Source organism: Pseudonocardia oceani, from assembly GCF_019263585.2.
GTDB classification, from domain to species: Bacteria; Actinomycetota; Actinomycetes; order Mycobacteriales; family Pseudonocardiaceae; genus Pseudonocardia; species Pseudonocardia oceani.
In genome coordinates, this window is the sequence record NZ_JADQDF010000001.1 from 5,962,751 (window position 1) to 5,984,082 (window position 21,332).

Annotated in this window: 24 protein-coding genes; 14 read left to right on the forward strand and 10 right to left on the reverse strand. The window is 75.4% G+C overall.

All coding sequences use genetic code 11. The annotated features are described in order from the left end of the window. The first annotated feature begins 67 nt into the window (after positions 1-67). Positions 68-1,198, forward strand: a complete 1,131-nt coding sequence (locus I4I82_RS29900; RefSeq protein ID WP_218594631.1) for a TIGR03617 family F420-dependent LLM class oxidoreductase — start codon at positions 68-70, stop codon at positions 1,196-1,198. A 3-nt stretch (positions 1,199-1,201) separates the two neighbouring features. Here I4I82_RS29900 and I4I82_RS29905 read toward each other — a convergent pair whose 3' ends face one another. Further along, positions 1,202-2,149, reverse strand: coding sequence for a DUF808 domain-containing protein (locus I4I82_RS29905; RefSeq protein ID WP_218596275.1), 948 nt, complete (start codon positions 2,147-2,149; stop codon positions 1,202-1,204). Between the two features lie 123 nt (positions 2,150-2,272). Between I4I82_RS29905 and I4I82_RS29910 the strand changes: the two genes are divergently transcribed. The 8 genes from I4I82_RS29910 (at position 2,273) to I4I82_RS29945 (ending at position 8,874) form a co-directional block, all read left to right on the forward strand. Then, on the forward strand, positions 2,273-2,419 hold the full coding sequence (locus tag I4I82_RS29910) for a hypothetical protein (RefSeq protein WP_218594457.1): 147 nt from the start codon (positions 2,273-2,275) through the stop codon (positions 2,417-2,419). Positions 2,420-2,547: 128 nt separating this feature from the next. Further along, positions 2,548-3,645: a ferredoxin reductase gene (locus I4I82_RS29915; RefSeq protein ID WP_218594458.1), complete on the forward strand. Its 1,098-nt coding sequence runs from the start codon at positions 2,548-2,550 to the stop codon at positions 3,643-3,645. A 32-nt stretch (positions 3,646-3,677) separates the two neighbouring features. Next, positions 3,678-4,826, forward strand: coding sequence for a fatty acid desaturase family protein (locus tag I4I82_RS29920; RefSeq protein WP_218594459.1), 1,149 nt, complete (start codon positions 3,678-3,680; stop codon positions 4,824-4,826). Beyond that, positions 4,823-6,205: an aromatic amino acid lyase gene (locus tag I4I82_RS29925; protein WP_218596276.1), complete on the forward strand. Its 1,383-nt coding sequence runs from the start codon at positions 4,823-4,825 to the stop codon at positions 6,203-6,205. Before I4I82_RS29920 ends, I4I82_RS29925 begins: the two co-directional genes overlap by 4 nt. 123 nt (positions 6,206-6,328) lie before the next feature. Beyond that, complete coding sequence (locus I4I82_RS29930; protein ID WP_218593935.1) at positions 6,329-7,453, forward strand: spore photoproduct lyase family protein; 1,125 nt, start codon at positions 6,329-6,331, stop codon at positions 7,451-7,453. 93 nt (positions 7,454-7,546) lie between these two features. Continuing rightward, complete coding sequence (locus tag I4I82_RS29935) at positions 7,547-8,008, forward strand: MarR family winged helix-turn-helix transcriptional regulator (RefSeq protein ID WP_218593936.1); 462 nt, start codon at positions 7,547-7,549, stop codon at positions 8,006-8,008. 97 nt (positions 8,009-8,105) lie between these two features. Further along, a complete protein-coding gene (locus I4I82_RS29940; RefSeq protein ID WP_218593937.1) occupies positions 8,106-8,579 on the forward strand; it encodes a hypothetical protein in 474 nt (157 codons plus the stop codon). 25 nt (positions 8,580-8,604) lie between these two features. Further along, positions 8,605-8,874 (forward strand): TetR/AcrR family transcriptional regulator, encoded by a 270-nt coding sequence (locus I4I82_RS29945; protein ID WP_225920724.1) that lies wholly within the window; start codon positions 8,605-8,607, stop codon positions 8,872-8,874. A gap of 186 nt (positions 8,875-9,060) precedes the next feature. Here the strand turns inward: I4I82_RS29945 and I4I82_RS29950 are convergent, their stop codons facing one another. After that, positions 9,061-9,840, reverse strand: coding sequence for an endonuclease/exonuclease/phosphatase family protein (locus I4I82_RS29950; protein WP_218593938.1), 780 nt, complete (start codon positions 9,838-9,840; stop codon positions 9,061-9,063). Then, the gene (locus I4I82_RS29955; protein WP_218593939.1) at positions 9,841-10,611 is read right to left on the reverse strand and encodes an SDR family NAD(P)-dependent oxidoreductase; all 771 of its coding nucleotides are present in this window, start codon (positions 10,609-10,611) and stop codon (positions 9,841-9,843) included. A 65-nt stretch (positions 10,612-10,676) separates the two neighbouring features. Between I4I82_RS29955 and I4I82_RS29960 the strand changes: the two genes are divergently transcribed. Continuing rightward, the gene (locus I4I82_RS29960; RefSeq protein ID WP_218593940.1) at positions 10,677-11,441 is read left to right on the forward strand and encodes an HpcH/HpaI aldolase family protein; all 765 of its coding nucleotides are present in this window, start codon (positions 10,677-10,679) and stop codon (positions 11,439-11,441) included. Positions 11,442-11,908: 467 nt separating this feature from the next. Here the strand turns inward: I4I82_RS29960 and I4I82_RS29965 are convergent, their stop codons facing one another. Then, positions 11,909-12,079 (reverse strand): hypothetical protein, encoded by a 171-nt coding sequence (locus tag I4I82_RS29965; protein WP_218596277.1) that lies wholly within the window; start codon positions 12,077-12,079, stop codon positions 11,909-11,911. Positions 12,080-12,121: 42 nt separating this feature from the next. Between I4I82_RS29965 and I4I82_RS29970 the strand changes: the two genes are divergently transcribed. Together I4I82_RS29970 and I4I82_RS29975 are read left to right on the forward strand one after the other, a co-directional pair. After that, on the forward strand, positions 12,122-12,319 hold the full coding sequence (locus I4I82_RS29970; RefSeq protein WP_218596278.1) for a DUF2795 domain-containing protein: 198 nt from the start codon (positions 12,122-12,124) through the stop codon (positions 12,317-12,319). After that, positions 12,316-13,293 carry a hypothetical protein gene (locus tag I4I82_RS29975; protein WP_218593118.1) on the forward strand — a complete coding sequence of 326 codons (978 nt, stop codon included), beginning with the start codon at positions 12,316-12,318 and terminating at the stop codon, positions 13,291-13,293. The genes I4I82_RS29970 and I4I82_RS29975 overlap by 4 nt, the downstream gene beginning before the upstream one ends. An 18-nt stretch (positions 13,294-13,311) precedes the next feature. On the opposite strand, the gene I4I82_RS29980 is transcribed toward I4I82_RS29975, so the two are convergent. From I4I82_RS29980 to I4I82_RS29990, 3 genes are all read right to left on the reverse strand, one after another. Beyond that, the gene (locus I4I82_RS29980; protein WP_218593117.1) at positions 13,312-13,647 is read right to left on the reverse strand and encodes a DUF3140 domain-containing protein; all 336 of its coding nucleotides are present in this window, start codon (positions 13,645-13,647) and stop codon (positions 13,312-13,314) included. Then, on the reverse strand, positions 13,596-15,152 hold the full coding sequence (mptB, locus tag I4I82_RS29985) for a polyprenol phosphomannose-dependent alpha 1,6 mannosyltransferase MptB (RefSeq protein ID WP_218593116.1): 1,557 nt from the start codon (positions 15,150-15,152) through the stop codon (positions 13,596-13,598). Before mptB ends, I4I82_RS29980 begins: the two co-directional genes overlap by 52 nt. A gap of 170 nt (positions 15,153-15,322) precedes the next feature. Beyond that, positions 15,323-15,505, reverse strand: coding sequence for a hypothetical protein (locus tag I4I82_RS29990; RefSeq protein ID WP_218593115.1), 183 nt, complete (start codon positions 15,503-15,505; stop codon positions 15,323-15,325). Between the two features lie 188 nt (positions 15,506-15,693). Here I4I82_RS29990 and I4I82_RS29995 point away from each other — a divergent pair, with 188 nt between their 5' ends. Continuing rightward, the gene (locus I4I82_RS29995; RefSeq protein WP_218593114.1) at positions 15,694-16,218 is read left to right on the forward strand and encodes a DUF6328 family protein; all 525 of its coding nucleotides are present in this window, start codon (positions 15,694-15,696) and stop codon (positions 16,216-16,218) included. A 7-nt stretch (positions 16,219-16,225) separates the two neighbouring features. Here the strand turns inward: I4I82_RS29995 and I4I82_RS30000 are convergent, their stop codons facing one another. The 3 genes from I4I82_RS30000 to I4I82_RS30010 form a co-directional block, all read right to left on the reverse strand. Continuing rightward, positions 16,226-18,775, reverse strand: coding sequence for an ATP-dependent Clp protease ATP-binding subunit (locus tag I4I82_RS30000; protein ID WP_218593113.1), 2,550 nt, complete (start codon positions 18,773-18,775; stop codon positions 16,226-16,228). Positions 18,776-18,844: 69 nt separating this feature from the next. Then, complete coding sequence (gene surE / locus I4I82_RS30005; protein WP_218593112.1) at positions 18,845-19,633, reverse strand: 5'/3'-nucleotidase SurE; 789 nt, start codon at positions 19,631-19,633, stop codon at positions 18,845-18,847. Next, positions 19,630-20,571 carry a 1-phosphofructokinase family hexose kinase gene (locus tag I4I82_RS30010; protein WP_218593111.1) on the reverse strand — a complete coding sequence of 314 codons (942 nt, stop codon included), beginning with the start codon at positions 20,569-20,571 and terminating at the stop codon, positions 19,630-19,632. The genes surE and I4I82_RS30010 overlap by 4 nt, the downstream gene beginning before the upstream one ends. Positions 20,572-20,646: 75 nt before the next feature. On the opposite strand from I4I82_RS30010, the gene I4I82_RS30015 reads away from it, so the two are divergent. Beyond that, entirely contained in the window at positions 20,647-21,156 is a 510-nt protein-coding gene (locus tag I4I82_RS30015; RefSeq protein WP_226370325.1) for a CinA family protein, read from the forward strand. Positions 21,157-21,332: the final 176 nt, after the last annotated feature.

A 21,332-nucleotide genomic window follows, 5' to 3' on the forward strand; every position in this document is an offset into this window, starting at 1 on the left:
GAGCATCCCGGACGTGCGACCCCGTACGGTCGGCAGGTCGCCGGACCAGCGTCGTGAAGGAGTTCCCGTGCGTCTCGAGACCCTGCTTCCCCTGGGCAAGGTGGACCCCGGTCTGCGTGCCCCCGAGGTCCCGCTCGACATCCACTCCGTCGCGGCCGGGGCCGCGCTGCTGGAGGAGGTCGGGTACGGCGGGCTGGTCGTCGAGGAGACGAAGGACGACCCGTTCACGCTGCTCGCGCTGGCGGCCACCACGACCGAGCGGCTGCGCCTGGGCACGGCCGTGACCATCGCCTTCCCGCGCAGCCCGACCGTCATGGCGATGCAGGCCTGGACGCTGCAGAAGCTCTCGCGCGGCCGGTTCACCCTCGGGATGGGCACGCAGGTCCGGGGCCACATCCAGCGCCGCTACGGCGTGCCGTGGTCTCCGCCCGGGCCGTGGATGCGGGAGTACGTGCAGGCCGTGCGCGCGGTGTGGGACTGCTGGCAGAACGGCACCCCGCTCGACGTCCGCGGCGAGCACTACACGCTCGACCTCATGGTCCCGCTGTTCGACGCCGGGCCGATCGAGCACCCCGACATCCCGGTCCACCTCGCCGCGATCAACCCGAACATGTGCGCGGTCGCGGGGGAGGTGGCCGACGGCGTCCGGCCGCACCCGGTCTGCACGCCGTCCTACATCGCGGAGGTCATGCTGCCCGCCGTGCGGCGCGGCGCCGCCCGGTCCGGGCGCCCGCTCGACGACTTCCGGGTGTGCATGAAGCCGCTGGTCGCCTCGGCGCGGACGCAGGAGGAGCTGGTGCCGAAGGTGCGCGACGCACGGGCGCGGATCGCGTTCTACGCCTCGACCCCGGGCTACCGCGCCGCGTTCGCGCACCTCGGCCTCGGCGACCTCGCCGACGAGGCGAAGCACCTCTCCAAGGCCCAGCGGTGGGAGGAGCTGCCCGTCCTCATCGACGACGACGTCCTCGACCTGTTCGCCGTCATCGGCACCTACGACGAGATCGGCGCCCGGCTGCTCGACCGCTTCCGGTCGGTGGTCACCGACGTCGAGTTCTCGATCCAGGTCCGCGACGACCGCGACCGCGCGACGCTGACCGATCTCGCCCGCCTCGTGCAGTCCGACGACGACGCCCCGGCACGCGCGGCGATCACCGGCCGGCAGGGGGCCGGCGACGCCGTGTGGAGGTCGGGGCGGTGAGGGTCAGTGCGCGGCGGCCTTGCGCTTCGGCAGCAGGTGCATCACCGCGACGACGATCGCGCCCACGACCAGGCCCAGGATCGCGGAGAAGACCGTGTTGGTGAGCCAGCCGAGGAACCCGCCGAGCGCGCCGGTGGCGTCGTGCACGAGCACCTCGACGTGGTGCACGAAGTCGTAGATCGGGTGAAAGCCCAGCTCGTCGATGCCGACGAGCAGGATGTGCCCGCCGACCCAGAGCATCGCCGCGATCCCCACGGTGGACAGCACCGAGAGCACGATCGGCATCGCCCGGACCAGGCCGCGGCCCAGCCCCGCCACGGCCGGGGAGTCGCGCTGCGCCAGCACCAGGCCGGCGTCGTCCATCTTCACGATGAGCGCGACCACGCCGTAGACGAGCACCGTGATGGCGATGGCCACGACCAGCAGGATGACCGCCCGCGAGAGCAGGCCCTCGGACGCGACCTCGTTGAGCGCGATGACCATGATCTCCGCGGACAGGATGAAGTCGGTCCGCACGGCGCCCGAGACGACCTTCTTCTCGTGGGCGGCGGGTTCGGCGACGGCCGCCTCCTGGGTCTCCTCCGGCGAGGGGTGGTGCCCCGCGACCAGCTCCCAGATCTTCTCCGCGCCCTCGTAGCAGAGGTAGGTGCCGCCCAGCATGAGGATCGGGGTGAGGGCCCACGGCGCGAACTGGCTCAGCAGCAGCGCGGCCGGAAGGATGAACAGCAGCTTGTTGCGCAGCGAGCCCTTGGCGATCCGCCCGATGATCGACAGCTCGCGCTTGGGCTCCAGCCCCTGCACGTAGCGCGGGGTGACCGCCGCGTCGTCGACGACGACCCCCGCCGCCTTGACCCCCGCCCGCCCGGCGGCGCCCGCGATGTCGTCGAGCGACGCCGCCGTGAGGCGGACGAGCGCGGCGACGTCGTCGAGGAGCGCGAAGAGCCCGCTCATCGGGTCGGGTTCCGGGTCGAGGAGGTCTGCGTCGAGGCCGTGTGTCGCACGCGGGGGAGAGTACCCGGGCCACGGGGCCCCGCACCTCCACCGCGTCGGCCGCCACCGGCGACGCGGCTCCCCGTGCCCATCCCGGTCGCGCTCCACGACCGACGCGACGACGGCCACGACGCTGCGGGCCTGCGCTTCAGCCCCGGTGACGAGCGCGGCGTCGACGAGCTCGCCGGATCGGCGCACACCTCCAGACGGACGATCGAGCGCGCGTCGTAGCGGCCCGCGTCGAGCCTGCCGGACCGGGCGACACGTGACATCATCGGCCATCAGCTCGGTGACACATCGTGATCGACCGATTCGATGTCGCGTTCCGCCGGGTCGCCGACACCAGGGGAGGCACGACGGTGCCCACGGAAGCGCGGTTGCCGCGCGGCGCGCGCAGGCTGCGGGCCGCGGCGGCCTGGTTCACCACGCCGCTGCTGCCCGACGACTACCTGACGCTGATCAGCCCGCTGTGGTCGGCGCGGGAGCTGCGCGGGCGGATCGTCGAGGTGGTGCCGGAGGCGGGCGACGCGGCCACGCTCGTGATCGAGCCCGGCTGGGGGTGGCCGTTCGACTCGGCGCCGGGGCAGTACATCGGCATCGCGGTGGAGGTCGACGGGCGCTTCCACTGGCGCTCCTACTCCCTGACCTCGCCGCCGACACGCCGTCAGCGGCACGTGGCGGTGACGGTCAAGGCGATGCCGGAGGGGTTCCTCTCCCAGCACCTGGTGTCCGGCGTCGCCCCCGGCACGGTCGTGCGGCTGGCCGCGCCGCGCGGGGAGTTCGTGCTGCCCGACCCGCCCCCGCCGCGGATCCTCTTCCTCACCGCGGGCAGCGGCCTCACCCCCGTGATGGCGATGCTGCGCACCCTCGCGCGCCGCCGCACGCTGCCCGACGTCGTGCTGGTGCACTCCGCGCCCGACGCGGGGGAGGTGCTCTTCGGCGGGGAGATCGACCGGCTGAGTGCCGAGCACCCCGGGCTGCGGGTGCACGAGCAGCACACCCGCCGCGACGGGCGCCTCGACCTCGCCGCGCTCGACACCGTCTGCGCCGACTGGCGCGAGCGCGAGGCCTGGGTCTGCGGGCCCAACGCGATGCTCGACGAGGCGGAGCGCGTCTGGGGCGACGCCGGCCTCGCCCGGCGCCTGCACGTCGAGCGCTTCTCCGCCGACCTCACCGGCGGGGAGGCCGAGGGTGGCACCGTCACGTTCGGCGCGTCCGGGCGCGAGGTGGAGGTCGACGGCGCCACGACCCTGCTGGAGGCGGGGGAGTCCGCGGGCGTCGCACTGCCCTTCGGCTGCCGCACGGGCATCTGCCACAGCTGCACCGTGCCGCTGCGCTCCGGCGCGGTGCGCGACCTGCGCGACGGCACCGAGCACCGCATCGGGCGCGGTGCCCCCGCCGAGAAGGTCCAGACGTGCGTCACGGCCGCGGCCGGTGACTGCGTGCTGGACGCCTGACCGTCCTCGACATCCGCGAGAGAGGTACCGCCATGGCCATCGCCGACGTCCGCGAGTTCGCCCACCTCACCGAGGCCGACGTGGAGGCGGTCGGCCGTGAGCTCGACGCCGTCTGCGCCGACGTCGAGGACTCGCTCGGGCAGGCCGACGCCGACTACATCCGCCGGGTCATCACCGTGCAGCGGCGCCTGAACGTGGCCGCGCGGGTGGTGCTGCTCGGGTCGCGCGTGCCACCGCTGTGGGCGGCCGGGACCGCGATGCTCGCCGTGGCCAAGATCCTCGAGAACATGGAGGTCGGCCACAACGTCATGCACGGCCAGTGGGACTGGATGAACGACCCGGAGATCCACTCGTCGACGTGGGAGTGGGACACCGTCTGCCCGGCGTCCCAGTGGCGGCACTCGCACAACTACCTGCACCACACGTACACGAACGTCATCGGGCGCGGCAAGGACGTCGGCTACGAGATCCTGCGCGTCCGCTCCGACCAGCCCTGGCACCCCTACCACCTGACGCAGCCGGTGGTCAACGTGCTGCTGATGCTGCTGTTCGAGTACGGGGTGTCGCTGCACGACCTCGACATCGACGGCCTGGTCAAGGCGCACATCGAGGACCCGGCGGAGTTCCGCAGCAAGATCGCCGAGATCGGCCGCAAGCAGGCCCGCCAGATCAGCAAGGACTACGTGCTGTTCCCGGCACTGACGGGGCCCGCCTTCCTGTCGACCGCGGCCGCGAACGCCGTGGCCAACGTGGTCCGCAACGTCTGGTCCTACGCGATCATCTTCTGCGGGCACTTCCCCGACGGCGCCGAGGTCTTCGCCGAGGAGGAGCTCGACGGCGAGACCCGCGGCGAGTGGTACCTGCGCCAGCTCCTGGGCTCGGCGAACTTCCGCGGTGGTCGTCTCATGCACGTGATGTCGGGCAGCCTCGGCTACCAGATCGAGCACCACCTGTTCCCGGACCTGCCGTCCAACCGGTACCCCGAGATCGCGGTGCGGGTGCGCGCCCTGTGCGAGAAGTACGACCTGCCCTACACGACCGGCCCGTTCCCCCGGCAGTTCTGGCAGGCCACCCGCTCGATCTGGCGGCTGTCGCTGCCCCAGCGCGGACTGGCCGCCCGCGAGCGCCGCCGGCAGGCGCGGGGCCTGCGCCGCCGGGAGGGAGGCAGGATGCGGGGGTGACGGTCCTCCTGGAACGCGGCTCCGACCTGACCGTCGACGTGGTCCGCCGCGTCGCCCGCGACGGCGAGGCGGTCGAGCTCACGGCGGCGGCGGTCGAGGCCGTCGGGCGGCGGCGCCGGGAGTTCCTGGACTTCGTCGACGCCCACGGCGAGCGCCATCTCTACGGCATCACGACCCGCCACCACACCGGGGCCACGCACCTGCTCACGCCGCAGGAGCGCGCGGAGTACGGCAGCCACTTCGTCACGGTCCCCTCCACGACCGGCCCCGGCCTGCCCGGCCGCGTGCTGCGGGCGGTGCTGCTGGCCCGGCTCGCCGACGTCCTCAACGGCACCGCCGCGGTGCGCCCGGAGACCGCTCTCGCGCTGGTCGGGATGCTCGACGGCCCGCTGCCGCACGTGCCCGAGCGCGGCCACGGCGAGCCCGGCGACATCATCGCGCTGGGCCACCTGCTGCGGCCGCGGTTCACCGGGCACGTCGAGATCGGCGAGGGGATGGCGCTGATCAACGGCTCGCCCGTGGCGGCCGGGGTGCTGGCCGACGCCGTCGTCTCGGGCCGCGGGCACCTCGCCGTCGCGGAGGAGGTGGTGGCGCTGGCCGCCGTCGCCGCCGGCTCGCCCGACGCCCACTACGACGTGCGGCTCGCGGCGCTCTGGGGTGACGAGCACCAGACCGCGGCGCTGGCCCGGCTGCGCGACCTGCTGGCGGGTGGCGGCCGGACGGTGCTGCCGTACCAGGCGCCGGTGTCGTTCCGCAGCGCGCCGCGGATGCTCGGGTGGCTGCGCCGCTGCCAGGCCCAGGCCGAGGAGTGCGCCGCGATCGCGCTGTCGGCGTCGTCGAACAACCCGGTGTTCGTCGGTCCGGACGTGAGCCCGCCCCTGGGCGACGTGCTGTCCAACGGCGGCTACCACAACCCGCTCGCCGCTCCCGTCCTCGACGCCCTGACCCGCGCGTGGGCCGACCTCGGTCAGCTCGTCACCGCCCAGGTCGGGCGGCTGGTGCTGCTGCCCGACGGCATCGCGGCCACGGAGTCGGAGCCGCGCGTCAGCATGTTCGACATGACCTCCTCGGGCTGGGCGGAGGAGGGGCGGGCGGCGGCGCAGGCGTCGCTGATCGGGCTGGGACCGGTCGGGCGCACCGACACGACGACGTCGGAGGTGCTGGCCTGGCGCCGGGCGCGCGACGCCGGTGCGGCGCTGGTGGCGAACCTGGCCGCGCTGGCCGTGGTCGCCGCCCACACCGTCGCCCGCCGCGGCGCCGCGGTGCCGCCCGGGCTGGCGGAGCTGTCCGGGGCGGTGCTGACGGCCTTCCCCCTCGACACGCACCCCGCCGACTTCGGCCCGGCCCTGGTGCGGGTCCAGGAGCACCTGCTGCGCTGAGGGGCTCGCACACACCGCCGGGTGCTCGCACACAGGTCCGGCCCTGTGTGCGGGCCCCGCGGCCTGTGTGCCAGCCCGCCCGTTGCGTCGGAATGGGGTCCGGACGCGACCCGTTGACCAGGTGTGTCGAGTTCGCCCGCGACGGCCGACGCCGTCACCCCTCCCGAGACCCCCACCACCAGCACCGCCGCCGACCGCCTGCTGCGCATCGGCACCGTCTACGCCGAGCCCGAGGCGCGCGACTCCGAGCGCGGGCAGCAGATCCTGTCCCGCTTCCCGGGCGCCGAGGTGATCGAGGTCCCCTCGCACTGGCAGATCCCCGAGCTGCACGGCAACGAGGGCAACGTCGAGCGCTGGGTGCGCGTCAAGTCCGGGACGCTCGTGCTCGGCGTCAAGAAGTCGCTGTCGGCCCGGCCCAACGGGCGGTCGTCGGACTTCATCGCGCCGTCGACGTCCAACGGCTGCGCCATGGCGTGCGCCTACTGCTACGTCCCGCGCCGCAAGGGCTACGCCAACCCGATCACGGTCTTCACCAACATCGACAAGATCACCCGCTACCTGCGCGGGCACGTGCGCCGGCAGGGCGTGAAGCCCGAACCCGACCAGGTCGACCCGCACGCCTGGGTCTACGACATCGGCGAGAACAGCGACTGCTCGGTCGATGCGCTGGTGAGCGACAACGTGGCCGACCTCGTCGCCACCTTCCGCGAGCTGCCGACGGCCAAGGCCAGCTTCGCGACGAAGTTCGTCAACCGCGAGCTGCTCGACCTCGACCCGCAGGGCCGCACCCGCGTGCGCTTCTCGCTGATGCCCGAGAACGACGCCAAGCTCCTCGACATCCGCACGAGCCCGGTTCCCGAGCGGATCGCCGCGATCGACGACTTCGTCGCCGCCGGCTACGAGGTGCACCTCAACTTCTCGCCCATCGTGCTGCGCGAGGGCTGGGAGCGCGACTGGGCCGAGCTGCTGACCCGCCTCGACGACGAGGTCGGCGCCGCGGCCAAGGAGCAGGCCGCCGCGGAGATCATCATGCTCACCCACAACCGCGACCTGCACGAGGTCAACCTCGGCTGGCACCCCAAGGCCGAGGACCTGCTGTGGCGGCCCGACATCCAGCAGCCCAAGCGCTCGCAGTCGGGGATGTGGAACGTGCGCTACCGCAACGCGCCCAAGCGCGAGGCCGTGGCTCGGGTGCAGGACCTGATCGCCGCGCACGCCCCGTGGATCCGGGTGCGGTACGCCTTCTGACGGCGCGCCCCGCGTTCCGCGGGACGCTCACCGGCCGTGACCGCGCACGATCGAGACCGGCCCGCCGACTCTGGACGGTCGTACAGTGGCGTCATGTCGAGCAGCCCCCGGTCGGAGTTCGTCCTCGACGAGCAGCTCTGCTTCGCGCTGTACACGGCGTCCCGGGCGATGACCGGCGCCTACCGCGACGGGCTCGCGCGCCTGGGGCTCACCTACACCCAGTACCTCGTGCTCCTGCTGCTGTGGGAGCACGGCTCGCTGCCCATGGGGCACCTCTGCGAGCGGCTGCACCTCGACAGCGCCACCCTGTCCCCGCTGCTCAAGCGGCTGGCGGGGGAGGGGCTGATCACGCGGGAGCGGTCGCGCGTCGACGAGCGGGTCGTCGACATCACCTGCACCGCCGAGGGCCACGCGCTGCGCGATCGCGCGCACGAGGTCCAGTGCGACGTCGAGGACGCCGCCGGGCTCACGGCCGAGGAGCTCGCGACGATGCGCGCCGACCTGCACCGCATGGCCGAGCGCCTGCGCGAGCACCCGGCAGTCCACCGGTCGTGAGAGGAGCCGGGGAGCTGCTGTAACTCCGGCCCGGTGGCGGGCGTCCTCCTGGGTGCACGGGCCATCCGGCCCCGCCACCGCAGCCCAGGAGGATCCGATGTCCGAGTGCTACGCCCCCGAGCCCCTGATCGAGACCGGCAACGACGGCGCCATCCACCCCGGCTCCGGCGACGGGACCTCCGGGTCGTACGAGAGCCACGAGGTCTCCGAGACCTACGAGCCCTCCGAGACCTACGAGGGCCACCAGAGCTACGAGTACGTCGACCTCGACGGTGACGGCGACGAGGAGACGACGCTGGTCGACTCCAACGGCGACGGCGAGATCGACACCGTGCTCTCCGACGTCGACGGCGACTACCACGACGACATGGCCCTGTTCGAGAACGTCCCCGGCGACGCCCCGTTCGTGCCGGACGTCGTCGCGCTGGCCCTCGACGCCGACGGCCTGGCCGACGTCGTCCTCGACGACACCGACCTCGACGGGCTCTTCGACGCCATCACGCCCGGCAACGACGAGCCGCTCGCCTACGCCAACCCGTACGAGATCCCCGCCGGCGTGCCGGGCGCGTGACCGCCGGGGTGCAGCAGGATGCCTCATGGAGCCGGTGGGCAGCGGGATCCCGTCGCGAGGGCGGCGGGATCCCGACCGCAAGGCCCGCATCCTCGAGGCCGCGGGCGCGCTCATCGTGCGCTCGGGCTACCACCGGGTCGCGATGGCCGACATCGGCGCCGTCGGGATCGTCGGCTCCGGGATCTACCGGCACTTCGACAGCAAGGCCGCGATCCTCGCCGCGCTGCTGCAGGAGGTCCTGGACGAGCTGGAGCGCTCGGTGCGCTCGTCCGCAACCACGTCGAGATCGCCGTGACCGACCGGCGGGTCCTGCAGGTCTACCACCGCGAGGCCCACAACCTGCCCGAGTAGCCGCTGCGCCGGCTGCGGCGGGCGTCCGGTAGCGCTCGTCCGGAGGCGCACAACGCGCCCGCCCGGCCGGGTCCTCAAGTACCGGCTCCGCGAGCGGCACCGCGACCTCGACGCCGGCTGAGCGGCTCCTTCACAGAGGCCGCACCGTCACCGCCACCGCCCGGTGGTCGCCGAACACCAGTCGCCACGCCCGGGCGTCGCCGCCGCGCAGGTCGCCGAGGGCGAGCACGTGGTCGAGCTGCACGCGCGGGTCGTGGGCCGGGAAGGTCGGCGTGCGCACGAGCCGGGTGCCACCGCTGACGAGTTCGGGCACCGGCCCCACCAGGTTGAGGTCGCCCGCCACGACGACCGGCCCCGGCAGCCCGCGCACCCAGTCGCGGATCCGCGCGAGCTGGCGCCCCGCGGTGACCGGGGCGAACGACAGGTGCGTGCCGACGACCGTGAGCCCGTCGAGCTCCGCGGCGACGGCGGCGCGGGGCTCGTCGGGCACCCAGACCAGGCGCGGGGACTCCCGGCCCGTCGGCACCGGCAGCCGGCCGCGCCCGGTGCCCAGATCGAGCACGTGCCAGCGTCGTACCGGGTGCCGGGAGAACAGCGCGACGCCGTAGTGCGGGCCCGCCGGGCCGTCGCCGGGGCCGTGCAGGGCGAGCGGCTCGGCGGCCCGCCAGGTGTGCTGCGGCCCGGGCGTGCCCGTCACCGTCGGCGCCCAGCGCCAGTCGACCGCGCCCAGCGCCCGCGCCACGACGGCGGGCTGGTCGACCCCGTGCGAGCGGGGCTGGTCGCGGTCGACCTCCTGCACGGCGACGACGTCGGCCCCGACCCCGTCGAGCGCCGCCTCCAGCGTGGCGGCGTCGAGGGATCGTCCCGTGGCGTCGCGCCCCGAGGCGAGGTTCAGCGTCGCGACCCGCACCTACTTCGGGGGCATCCGGATCGCGCCGTCGAGGCGGACGGTCTCGCCGTTCATGTAGTCGTTGGTGAGGATCTCGACGGCCATCGACGCGTACTCCTCGGCCGACCCGAGCCGGTTGGGGTACACGACGCTCTGCCCGAGCTGGGCCTTGAACGCCTCGGCCTGCTCGCCGGTGCCGTAGATCGGGGTGTCGATCAGGCCGGGGGCGATGGTGTTGACGCGGATGCCGTGGCGGGCGAGGTCGCGGGCCATCGGTAGCGTCATGCCGACGACGCCGCCCTTCGACGCCGAGTACGGCGTCTGCCCGATCTGGCCGTCGAACGCGGCGGCCGAGGCGGTGTGCAGGATCGCGCCGCGCGAGGTGCCGTCGGCCAGCGGCTCGGTGGCGGCCATCGCCGACGCGGCGAGGCGCGAGCAGTTGTAGGTGCCGACCAGGTTGACGCGCAGCACGAACTCGAACTGCTCCAGCGGGATGGGCGACAGGTCCCGCCCGATGATCCGCCCGGCACGGCCCAGGCCGGCGCTGTTGACGAGCACGCGCAGCGGCCCCAGCTCCGACGCGGCCTCGACGGCGGCGCGCACCTGCTCCTCGTCGGCGACGTCGGCCTTCGCGAACACCCCGCCGATCTCGGCCGCGACGGCGCTGCCCAGCTCCTCCTGCACGTCCAGGACGACGACGTGCGCTCCGCGCTCCGCGAGCAGGCGCGCCGTGGCCGCGCCCAGCCCGGACGCACCCCCGGTGACGACGGCCGACGCTCCGCTGATCTCCATGTACCCGTGCTCCTCACGATCGACTGGTCCGGCGGAGTCTCGCAGACCGGCGTTAGCGTGGCCCGGTGACGCAGACCCCCTCCGCCCCCGGCGTGCGCGCCGCCTGGGCCGCCGGCCGCGCGGCCCGCAACGGCTGGATCACCGTGCCGGACCCGCACCTGGTCGAGGTCGTGGCGTCGCGCGGCGTCCTCGACGCGGTGACGCTCGACCTGCAGCACGGCCTGTTCGACCGCGCCTCCACCGCCGCCGCGGTGCGGGCCGCCACCCTGCACGGGACGGCGGTGCTGGTCCGGCTGACCGCGGTCGACGCCGCCGAGGCCGGGTTCGTGCTCGACCTCGGGGTGCAGGGCGTCATCGCGCCGATGGTCGACGACGTCGCCACGGCGCGGGCGCTGGTCGACGCGTGCCGGCTACCCCCGCTCGGGCGCCGCTCCTACGGCCCGATCCGCACGGCCTTCGGCGGTGCCGACCCCGTCGCCGCCGCGGAGCAGGCGCTCGTGTTCGCGATGGTCGAGACCGCGGGCGCGCTGGAGAGGGCCGGCGAGATCGCCGCCGTCGAGGGGCTGGACGGGCTGTTCGTGGGTCCCGGCGACCTCGGCGTCGCCCTCGGGCTGGGGGCGGCGCAGAACCGCGAGGAGCCCGAGGTCCTCGACGCGTTCGCCCGCGTCCTCGCCGCGTGTCAGGCCGCGGGCGCCCGGGCCGGGGTGCACGCCACCAGCGCTTCCTACGCGAGGGCCCGGGCCGACGACGGGTTCGGGCTGGTGACGGTGTGGTCCGACCTGCCGGCGCTGGCGGCGTCGGTGGACGCTTCGGCGTGGCCGCGCCCGTGAGCGCAAACCAGTGCCAGAGCACTCGTCGCCACTCACGGGTGCCGGAGGCGCCCGCCCGGTGACGGTCGTGAGTGGCGATCGTGGCCCTGGCGACGTTCGCCACTCACGGGCGCCGAAGGCGCATGCACGGAGCTCTGCTCGAACCGTGACCGCTGGGGCGCCGACGACGTCCTGGGCACCCTGAACTCCCTCGACGAGGCCAAGCGCCGCGAGGGCGCCGCGGTCGTGCGGCGAGGGACGAGCTCCTCCCTCGTCCAGTCCGTCGACGGCAACGGCCCGCAGGAGGACTGGCGCCGCCGGACCACTACGGTGCACACGGTGCTCGACACCGGCGTCGACGGCTTCGCGATCACCGTCGAGCAGGTCGCCGCGGGCGTCGCCGTCCGCACGCACCTACGAGCACGCCGGGTCGTGCATCGCCGACCGGGTGGCGGCGCGGTTCGCCGGGCGCTGACGAGCGGCGCGGCTCAGTGCGGCGAGGTGCGGCTCGGATCAGCGGTCGACAGAGCGCCGACCGCGACGTACAGCGCGGTCGTCAGCGGCAGCACCCCGAGCGCGGCGAGGCCGATGAGGACCAGCGGGCCGACGGCGGCGGTGAGCAGGGGCGGTGGGGGATTCGGACGGCGTCGCGTCGCCACTACGGGGGGCGTAGGGCGCAGCGACCCGGGTACGCCACCGCCATGAGCTTCCAGGTGACCGAAGTGCAGAAGGCCCTCAAGGGCGCGGACTACCCGATGGACGGGGCGGCCATGGCCGACCTCGCCGAGTCCAACGGGGCCGACAAGGAGCTGGTGGACGCGCTGCGACCGATGCGGGAGGTGGACGGACCGAACGGGGTGATGAAGGAGCTGAAGGGGCAGCTCGGGGGCGACGCGTGACGTCCTCGGCGCGCGGGTTCGCTCGCGGCCTGGCCGCGGGGGCCGTCGGCACGACGGTCCTCAACGCGGTGACCCAGCTCGACATGGCCGTGCGCGCACGGCCGGCGAGCGAGGCGCCCCAGGAGGTCGCGGCGGCGCTGACCGACCGGCTCGGCGTGCGTCTGCCCGGCGGCCGGCGGGCCCGCGGCCGTCGCCTGGCCGGGCTCGGCCCGCTCGGCGGGACCGCGGTCGGGGTGATCGTCGGCGGGCTCGGCGGGGTGCTGCGCTCCGCCGGCCTGTGGCTGCCCGCCCCGGTCGGCGGCGCCCTGCTCGGCGCGGCCGCGATGCTCGCCACCGACGGGCCGATCGCCGCGCTCGGCGTCGACGACCCGCACCGGTGGAGCGCCGCGACGTGGGCGACCGACGCCGTGCCGCACCTGGCCTACGGCCTCGCGACGCACGCGGCGCTGGTCGCGGCGATCCCCGAGCGGGAGGCCGCGACGCGCCGCCCGCCGCCCGCGGTGCTGCTGCGCGCGGCGGCGCTCGGGGCGGCCACCGGATCGCGCAGCTCGGCGGGGATGACGGGGCTCGCGCTCGCATCGTCCGGGCGCCGGGGCGCGGTGGCGGGGGCGCTGGCCGGGACGGAGCTGCTGCTGGACAAGAGCCCGGTGGTCCCGCCCCGCACCGGCGCACCCGGGCTCGCGCCGCGCGTCGCGCTCGGGGCGGCGTCGGCGGCCACGCTCGCGCACCGGGAGGGGGTCGACCCCGTCCTGCCCGGCGCGATCGGGCTGACGGCCGCGCTGGCGTCGTCGGTGCTCGGGCAGTGGGGGCGCTCGGTCGCCGCCCGCCGGCTCGGGTCCGACCTCCCCGGCGCGATCGCCGAGGACGTCCTCACCGCGGCGCTCGCCTGGGCCGGGGCGCGCCGCGCGCCCGAGCGGCCCGTGCCCGAGAGGTTCGCGCCCGCGGTCGACGCGTCGGCGGGGGCGCTCACGTAGCCGCTCGCCCCCAGGGGTCTACCCCTTGAGCGGGTCGTGGCCCCAGTTCATCAGCGAGTACCGCCACTTCGTGTCCGTGACGTCGCCCTTCGGGCGCTGCGCGAGGTGGCGGTGCACGTACCCGACGACCTTGCGCATCCGCGCGAGGTCGTCGTCGGTGAGGTCGCCCGCCTTCGTGCCCTGCAGCTCCACGATGTGGCGGCCCATCTCGTGGCCGACGGCCTCGCCACCGTCCTTGTGGTCGCCGACCGCCTTCGAGTCGTCGGTCCCGAGCCACTCGCGCAGCTCCTTGCCCGACATGTTCACGGCGTCGGAGAAGTCGGCGCGGATCTGCTTCGCCTCGTCGTCGTCCATGCCGGGCGGGTACCCCGTCCGGCCGCGCGGATGCTGCGTTCGGACGGCCGGTACCACCGGTCGGCCCCCCAGACGGAGCAGGTGACGATCAGCAGCGCGGCACCGAGGGCCAGCGCCGGTTGGAACCCGTGGAACGGGAACAGCCCGCCCGTCGGGGCCAGGACCAGCGCCAGCGGCACCGAGACCGCGAGCAGCGCCCGGCGCAGCCGCGGCAGCGCCGGCGTCGCGACCAGCGGGACCAGGACCCAGAGCAGGTACCACGGCTGCCCGGCCGGACCGAGCAGCACGACGGCCGCCAGCGAGGCCCCCAGCCCGGCGACCGGGTCGAGCCGCCCGCGGTGCACGGCGAGCAGCGTCGCCCCCACCACGGCGACGCCCGCGACGAGACCCACCGCCCGCACGAGCGCGACGGCCGTGGCGGTGTGGTCACCGAGCCCGGCGAGCACGCCCAGCGCGCCGGCCGCGTAGCCGATGTCGGTGGTGGGGGAGAAGGGGCTGTCGATCGAGCCCGGCACGCCGAGCGCGCCCAGCCAGCCCGGGCCGACGCCGGTGACGGCGGTGCACGCGGCCAGGCCGGCCACCGCGACGGCGGCCGGCACCGCCGCCTGCGCCGCGACGGCCCGCCACCCGCCGCCGCGGGCCCGGGCCACGCCCAGCACCCCGAGCGCGACGAGCGCGGGCAGCTTCACCGCCGACGCCGCGACGACCAGCACCGCGCCGCCCAGCAGCCGCGGGTCGAGCAGCCGCTCGCCCGCCCGCAGGCCCAGCTCCAGGCCGGCCAGCACCAGGCCGAGCATGAGGGCGTCGTTGTGCACGCCGCCGACCAGGTGGAACAGCACCAGGGGGTGCGCGGCGCCGCACCACAGCGCGTACCGGGGGTCGACGCCGCAGCGCCGCGCCAGCGCGGGCAGGACGGCGACGACCAGCGCGAGCCCGGCGAGCGCGAGCGCGCGGTGGACGAGGACGCCGAGCGCGACGTCGTCCCCGGCCACGTGCACGACGCCGCGGGCCAGCGCCAGGAACAGCGGACCGTAGGGCGACGGCGTGTCGCGCCACATCGCCGGGATGCTGCGCACCAGCGGGTCGTCCATGCCCAGCGCCTGCGCGGGCCCGAGCGCGTACGGGTCGAGCCCCTGCGCGAGGACCGCACCCTGCGCGAGGTAGCTGTAGACGTCGCGCGAGAACACGGGCGGGGCCACCGCGAGCGGCAGCGCCCAGAGCAGCGCGGTCCGGCCGAGCTCGGCCCGTCCGGGCGCGAGGGGGCCGCCCGCGCGTACGCGGCGCGACACCTGCAGCCACGCCAGCACCAGCAGCGCGGCCCCCGCCCACGCGAGGGCGAGCGACAGCGTCGCGGTGCGGGCGGGCAGCCCGAGCAGGCGCAGCCCGGCCAGCGGGTGCGGCACCGGCAGCGCGCCGGCACCCAGGGCGCCCAGCGCCACGAGCAGTGCGCCGGTCGTCCCGAGCAGGCGGGCACGCACCATCCCGTCGGCGGCCGGCCCCGTCACGGGCCACGTCACGAGGCCTGTCACGGGCGCCGCGCCGCGCGTCGAGCCGTCATCGGTCCTCCGGTCCACCCGCCGCGGCCCGGTCGGCCGCCTGCCGGAGGTGCCACGCAGGCGCCGTGTCGAAACCGCCGGGGACGAGGCGTGCACCACCCGGCGGCGCGGGGGCGGGTTCAGGCCGCCGGCCGCTGCCCGGTCCGGCGCACCGCGGCGCGCCGGCGGTCGGTCGACCGGGCCAGGCGCACGGCGTCGCGCAGTCGGCGCCGCACCGCGACAGGGTCGTAGGGCGTCGCACAGCGGCACGGCGCCTGCGGAAGGATCGCGTCGCCGCAGCGCTCGCACAGCCAGTCGTGCATCGGGTACCTCCTGGTCGTCCCGGTCCGTCGCGGGGGAGTGCCCCGGATCACAGGGGTCAATCACGCGGATCGCCGCGGATCTGCACGGATCTGCACGGATCTGCACCGGGTGTCGACCGGGGCCCCGGGGGTACCCCCCCTCCTGCGCCGTCGGGAGGATCCCGGCGCCGGGAGCAGAAGGAGCAGGCGTGTCGATCAGGGAGGGAGCGGTGCGGGCGCCCGGCTGCCGCGACGACGCGTGGAACGCCCGGGAGCGCGCGGAGGGGCCGCTGCAGCGGGCCGACCGCAACTTCGCCGAGCTGCTCCAGGAGCTGCGCGTCGTCCTCACCGGGGTGCAGATCCTGTTCGGCTTCCTGCTGACGCTGTCGTTCAGCGCCCGCTTCGACGCCCTCGACGGCGTGCAGCACGCGGTGTTCGTCGTGACGCTGTCGGCGGCCGCGCTGTCCTCGACGCTGCTGGTCGCCCCCGTCGCGGCCCACCGCCTGCTGTTCCAGCGCGGGCGCAAGCGCGAGCTCGTCCGGTGCGGCCACCGGATGGCGCTGGCCGGGCTCACCGCGCTGGCCGTGACGCTGTCGGCGGGGCTGTTCCTCGTGCTCGACCTCGCGGTCGGCCGGGCCACCGCCGCGGCGATGACGGGCGGGCTGCTGCTGGTCACCGCCGTGCTGTGGGTCGGCGTGCCGCTGCGGATGCGCGGCACGCCGACCCCCCGCTGACCCTCCGTCAGGTCGCGGGTGCGGCGTCGCGCACCGCGACGTCGATCTCCCCGTCGCGCACGCCGACGTGCACGTGCGAGCCCGGCGTCAGCGTCCCGGCCAGCAGCAGCGCGGAGAGCCGGTTGTCGACCTCGCGCTGGATGGTGCGGCGCAGCGGACGCGCGCCGAACTCGGGCTGGTAGCCGATCTCGGCGAGGCGGCGCACGGCGTCGGCCCCGAACTCCACGGTGACGTCCTGGCCCGCGAGGCGGCGCCGGGTGTCCTCCAGCAGCAGGTCGGTGATCGACTCCAGCTGCTCGGCGTCGAGGCGGCGGAAGACGATGATCTCGTCGATCCGGTTGAGGAACTCCGGCCGGAACACCTCGCGCAGCCGCGGCATGATCGTGTCCTGCAGCGCCCGGCCCTCCTGCGAGGCGGGGTCGCCGCCACGCGGGGTGCCGAAGCCCAGCGTCATGCCGCGATTGGTGATCAGCTCCGAGCCGACGTTGCTCGTCATGACGATCACGGTGTTGCGGAAGTCGACGGTGCGGCCCTGGCCGTCGGTGAGCCGGCCGTCGTCGAGGACCTGCAGCAGCACGTTGAAGACGTCCGGGTGCGCCTTCTCGATCTCGTCGAGCAGCAGCACCGAGTACGGGCGTCGCCGTACGGCCTCGGTGAGCTGCCCGGACTCGCCGTAGCCGACGTAGCCGGGAGGGGAGCCCACCATCCGCGCGACGGTGTGCCGCTCGCCGTACTCGCTCATGTCGAGGCGCACCATCCGGTCCTCCTCGCCGAACAGCGCGGCGGCCAGCGCCCGCGCCAGCTCGGTCTTGCCGACGCCGGTCGGGCCGAGGAACAGGAAGCTGCCGACGGGGCGGTCCTCGTCGCCCAGCCCCGCACGGGACCGGCGGATCGCCTCGGCGACCGCGCGGACGGCGTCGTCCTGCCCGACCACGCGCGCGTGCAGCTCGTCCTCCAGCTTGAGCAGGCGGTCGCGCTCGGCCTCGGTGAGCTGCGCGACGGGGATGCCGGTGGAGCGGGACACGACATCGGCGATGTCGTCGACGCCGACCTCGGGGACCTCACCGGCGCCCAGCGCGCTCGCCCCGAGCGGGCCGCCGCCCAGCTGCGCCCGCACCTCGGCGATCTGGTCGCGCAGCTCGCTCGCCCGCTCGTACTGCTCGTCGGCGACGGCCTGGTCCTTGTCGCGCTCGAGCTGCTCGAGGCGCTGCTCCAGGCCGCGGCGGTCGGTCGAGGGGGTGCGCGTGCGCAGCCGCACCCGCGCGCCCGCCTGGTCCATGAGGTCGATGGCCTTGTCGGGCAGGAACCGGTCGGTGACGTAGCGGTCGGCCAGCTCGACGGCCGCGCGCAGCGCCTCCTCGGTGTAGCGCACCTGGTGGTGGGCCTCGTAGCGGTCGCGCAGCCCGTGCAGGATCTCGATCGCGTCCTCGCAGCTCGGCTCGGGCACCAGCACCGGCTGGAAGCGACGGGCCAGCGCGGCGTCGGTCTCGATGTGGCGGCGGTACTCGTCGAGCGTCGTCGCGCCGATGACGTGCAGCTCGCCGCGGGCCAGCGCGGGCTTGAGCATGTTGCCCGCGTCCATCGCACCGCCGCTCTCGCCGCCGCCCCCGCCCGCGCCGACCATGGTGTGCAGCTCGTCGATGAAGACGATGAGCTCGTCGCCGTGGGCGCGGATCTCGTCGATGACGGTCCGCAGCCGCTCCTCGAAGTCGCCGCGGTAGCGGGTGCCGGCGACGACGCCGGAGAGCTGCAGCTCGACGACCCGGCGCCCGGCGAGGGTGTCGGGCACGTCGCCGTCGACGATGCGCTGGGCGATGCCCTCGACCACCGCGGTCTTGCCGACGCCGGCCTCGCCGATCAGCACCGGGTTGTTCTTGGTGCGCCGCGACAGGACCTCGATGGTCTGCTCGATCTCGTCGGCCCGCCCGACCACCGGGTCGAGCTTGCCGCCGCGCGCGGCGGCGGTGAGGTCCTGGCCGAACTGGTCGAGCGTCGGGGTGGACGAGGGCCGGTCGGGCGTCGCCGCCGCGGGTCCGGGCTGCGGCACGGGGCCCTCGGGGCGGCGCCCGCCCGCAGCGGGGCGCGCCTGCGCGAGCAGCTGCCCGGCCGCGGACTCCTGGTTCGCCGCGATGGCCAGCAGGATGTGGTCGGGCCCGATGTAGCTCGACCCGAGCGAGCGCGACACCTGGTGGCCGTCGAGCAGCGCGCGCTTCGCCGCCGGGGTCAGGCTGGGTGCGCGGCCGGTCGGTTCGCCGCGGCGCAGCCCCTGGTCGAGGGACTCGGCGAGGCCCGCGGGGTCGATGCCCGAGCGCTCCAGCCACTGCCGCGTCGAGGGCAGGCGGGCGGCGGCGAGCAGCAGGTGCAGGGCGTCGAGGTCGGTGTCGCCGCGGTCCATCGCCGCCTGTGCGGCGGCGCTGAGCAGCTCGCGCGCACCGGCGCTGAGCAGCCGGGTGAGGTCGACGCGGCGCACGCCGCCCCGCGGGCCGCCCGCGCCCAGGAAGCGGGCGAACAGGTCGTCGGCCGGGTCGCCGTCCTCGGGCCCGAGGAAGCCGGTCATGGGAGCACCTCTCGTCGTCGGCAGGGATCCCGGTCGGCGTTCCCGGTGTGGCCCGGCGGAAACGCTCGCTCAGCGCCGCACGTCGTGCGCGCCCAGCCGGTCGGCCAGCCCCGCCCCGGCGTCCTCGCCCACCGGCGACAGCGCGGTCAGCGTCGGGTGCCCGGCCGCGAGCAGCGCGGTGTCGGTGCCGGGGTCGGGCGTGCCGTCGCCCTCGACCTCCTGGAGCTGCCAGTGGTCGCTCGCGGCGGAGTCGACGCGGGTCTGCACGGCGCCGAACGGGGCCAGCGCGGCGTGCCGCAGCGGCCCGCACTCCGACGGCGGGCGGTCGGGGGCGTTGAGCGAGAGCACCGTGCCCTCGGGCAGGTCGGCCAGCAGCGCCAGCACCTCGGGCAGCAGGGAGGTGGCGCTGTCCCAGTGCCGGCCGCCGCTGCCGTCGGGGTGCAGGGCGACGTCGAGCGACACCGCCAGCGCCTTCACGCCGTGCACGCCCGCCGTCAGCGCGGCGCCCACCGTGCCCGAGTGCAGGACGACCCGGCCGGTGTTGGCGCCGTGGTTGATGCCGGAGAGCACGAGGTCGGGCACCGGGTCGAGCCAGCCGACGACCGCGGCCAGCACGATGTGCGCGGGCTGCGCCGACACGGCGTAGGCGGGGACGCCGTCGAGGCCGTCGACGGTGACCTCGCGGACCGGCGTCCGGCCCTCCTCCCGCTCGGCGGTGATCGCCGCGCTCGCGCCGCTGGACTGTTCGGCGGGCGCGGCGATGACGACGTCGAGGCCCGCGTCCACCGCCGCGCGGGCCAGCGCGGCGATGCCGGGGGCGTCGATGCCGTCGTCGTTGGTGACCAGCACGCGCGTCACGAGCGCTCCGTCCCGTCGTCGTTGCGCCGCACGATCTCGATCCGGTCGGCGAGGGCCTGCACCGCCTCGGAGCTGCCGGTGCCCAGCCCCTGGCGCACCACGTTCAGCGCGCCGCACGCCGCGCCGGTGCGCAGCGCCTCGACGGGGGAGCGGCCCTGCACGAGCGCGGCCATCATGCCCGCGGTCATGGAGTCGCCCGCCCCCTTCGGCTCGGCGGTGCGCAGCGGAGGCAGGTGGATCGCCAGCACCTCGCCGTCGACGAGGGCGAAGGCGGGCTCGGCCGCCCGCGAGACGACGACGATCCCGGCGCCCTGCTCGTGCAGCTCGCGCATGGCGGTGACGAGGTCGACGGGGTCCTCGGACTCGGCCCGCCCGTCCTCGACGAGCTCCTCGTGGCTGACCTTCACCAGGTCCGGCCCGCCCCCGAGCGCCGCGGTGAGGCGCTCGCCCGACAGGTCGACGGCCACACGGCACCCGTTGGACTGCAGGTCGGCTGTGAGGCGGCCGTAGAGCTCGGCGGGGACGACGCGGTCCTCGTGCGGGCCCGACAGCAGCGCCGCGCCGTGCTCGAGGCCCAGGGAGAGGGCGAGCTCGTAGAGGGCGTCGTGCTCGTGGCGGTCGAGCGCGCCGCCGGGGGAGTGGGCCACGACGGTGCGGTCGCCGTCGCGGCGGTCGTGGACGTAGCCGCCGTTGCGGCTGCTCAGCTTCACGGTCCGCAGCTCGACGCCCTCCTGCGGGATCAGGTGCAAGAGCACCGATCCCGTCTCGCCGCCGAGCCCGGCGCAGAGGACGACCCGCACGCCGAGCGAGGCGAGCATGCGGGCCTGCCAGACGCCCTGCCCCCCCGCGTGGACGTGGATGTCGGGTTCCCCGGCGCGGTCCTCGATGGTGACCGTGAGCAGGGGCGAGGGCGCGAGCACGACGACGGTGGCGGACACGGAGCAGGAACTACCCGAACCGGTCGTCGGTCATTCGCCGGGCATGGGATCACGTCCCCGGGGTACGCGGCGCCGGTGACCCCATCTCCCGAGGACCTCCGCGCCGCCGCGGCGGACGCGGTGTCGAGCCGGTGCCGCGACGAAGGCCGCACCGTCGCCGTCGCCGAGTCGCTGACCGGCGGCATGGTCAGTCAGGCGCTCGCCGTCGCGCAGGGCTCCGCGCAGTGGTTCCGCGGCGGGCTCGTCGCCTACAGCTCCGACGTCAAGCACGAGGTGCTCGGCGTGCCCGAGGGGCCGGTCGTCAGCGCCGCGGCGGCCGTCGCGATGGCCCGGGGCGTCCGCTCGCTGCTGCGCGCGGACGTGGCCGTCGCCGCCACGGGGGCGGGCGGGCCCGACCCCCAGGACGGCCGCGAGCCCGGCACGGTGTTCCTCGCCGCCGTCGACGGGGGCGGGGTGGTGGTGCAGGAGCACCGCTTCCCCGGAGAGCCGGCGGAGGTGTGCGCCGCCACGGCCCAGGCGGCGCTGAGCCTGCTGCAGGACCGTGTCTGCACCCCCCAGCCCGCCGACGTGACGACCGGCCCCTAGCCCCCGCGAGTTCGCCCCTCTCGCCCGGCGAGTTCGCCGCCGCCGCCCCGCGAGTTGTCCGGGCAGGTCCGGCCCGTCCGCACCCGCCCGGACAACTCGCCGAGCATCGACGGCAGACTCGCCGGGTGTATTGGCAGACTCGCCGGGGGTGTCGGCGGACTCGCCGCGGGTGTGGG

Bases quoted from the DNA above. Each gene is read 5' to 3' on its own strand.
- I4I82_RS29905 (WP_218596275.1), bottom strand. From the start codon at position 2,149: ATGAGCGGGCTCTTCGCGCTCCTCGACGACGTCGCCGCGCTCGTCCGC.
- I4I82_RS29920 (WP_218594459.1), top strand. From the start codon at position 3,678: ATGGCCATCGCCGACGTCCGCGAGTTCGCCCACCTCACCGAGGCCGAC.
- I4I82_RS29935 (WP_218593936.1), top strand. From the start codon at position 7,547: ATGTCGAGCAGCCCCCGGTCGGAGTTCGTCCTCGACGAGCAGCTCTGC.
- I4I82_RS29940 (WP_218593937.1), top strand. From the start codon at position 8,106: ATGTCCGAGTGCTACGCCCCCGAGCCCCTGATCGAGACCGGCAACGAC.
- I4I82_RS29945 (WP_225920724.1), top strand. From the start codon at position 8,605: ATGGAGCCGGTGGGCAGCGGGATCCCGTCGCGAGGGCGGCGGGATCCC.
- I4I82_RS29955 (WP_218593939.1), bottom strand. From the start codon at position 10,611: ATGGAGATCAGCGGAGCGTCGGCCGTCGTCACCGGGGGTGCGTCCGGG.
- I4I82_RS29970 (WP_218596278.1), top strand. From the start codon at position 12,122: ATGAGCTTCCAGGTGACCGAAGTGCAGAAGGCCCTCAAGGGCGCGGAC.
- I4I82_RS29980 (WP_218593117.1), bottom strand. From the start codon at position 13,647: ATGGACGACGACGAGGCGAAGCAGATCCGCGCCGACTTCTCCGACGCC.
- I4I82_RS29990 (WP_218593115.1), bottom strand. From the start codon at position 15,505: ATGCACGACTGGCTGTGCGAGCGCTGCGGCGACGCGATCCTTCCGCAG.
- I4I82_RS30000 (WP_218593113.1), bottom strand. From the start codon at position 18,775: ATGACCGGCTTCCTCGGGCCCGAGGACGGCGACCCGGCCGACGACCTG.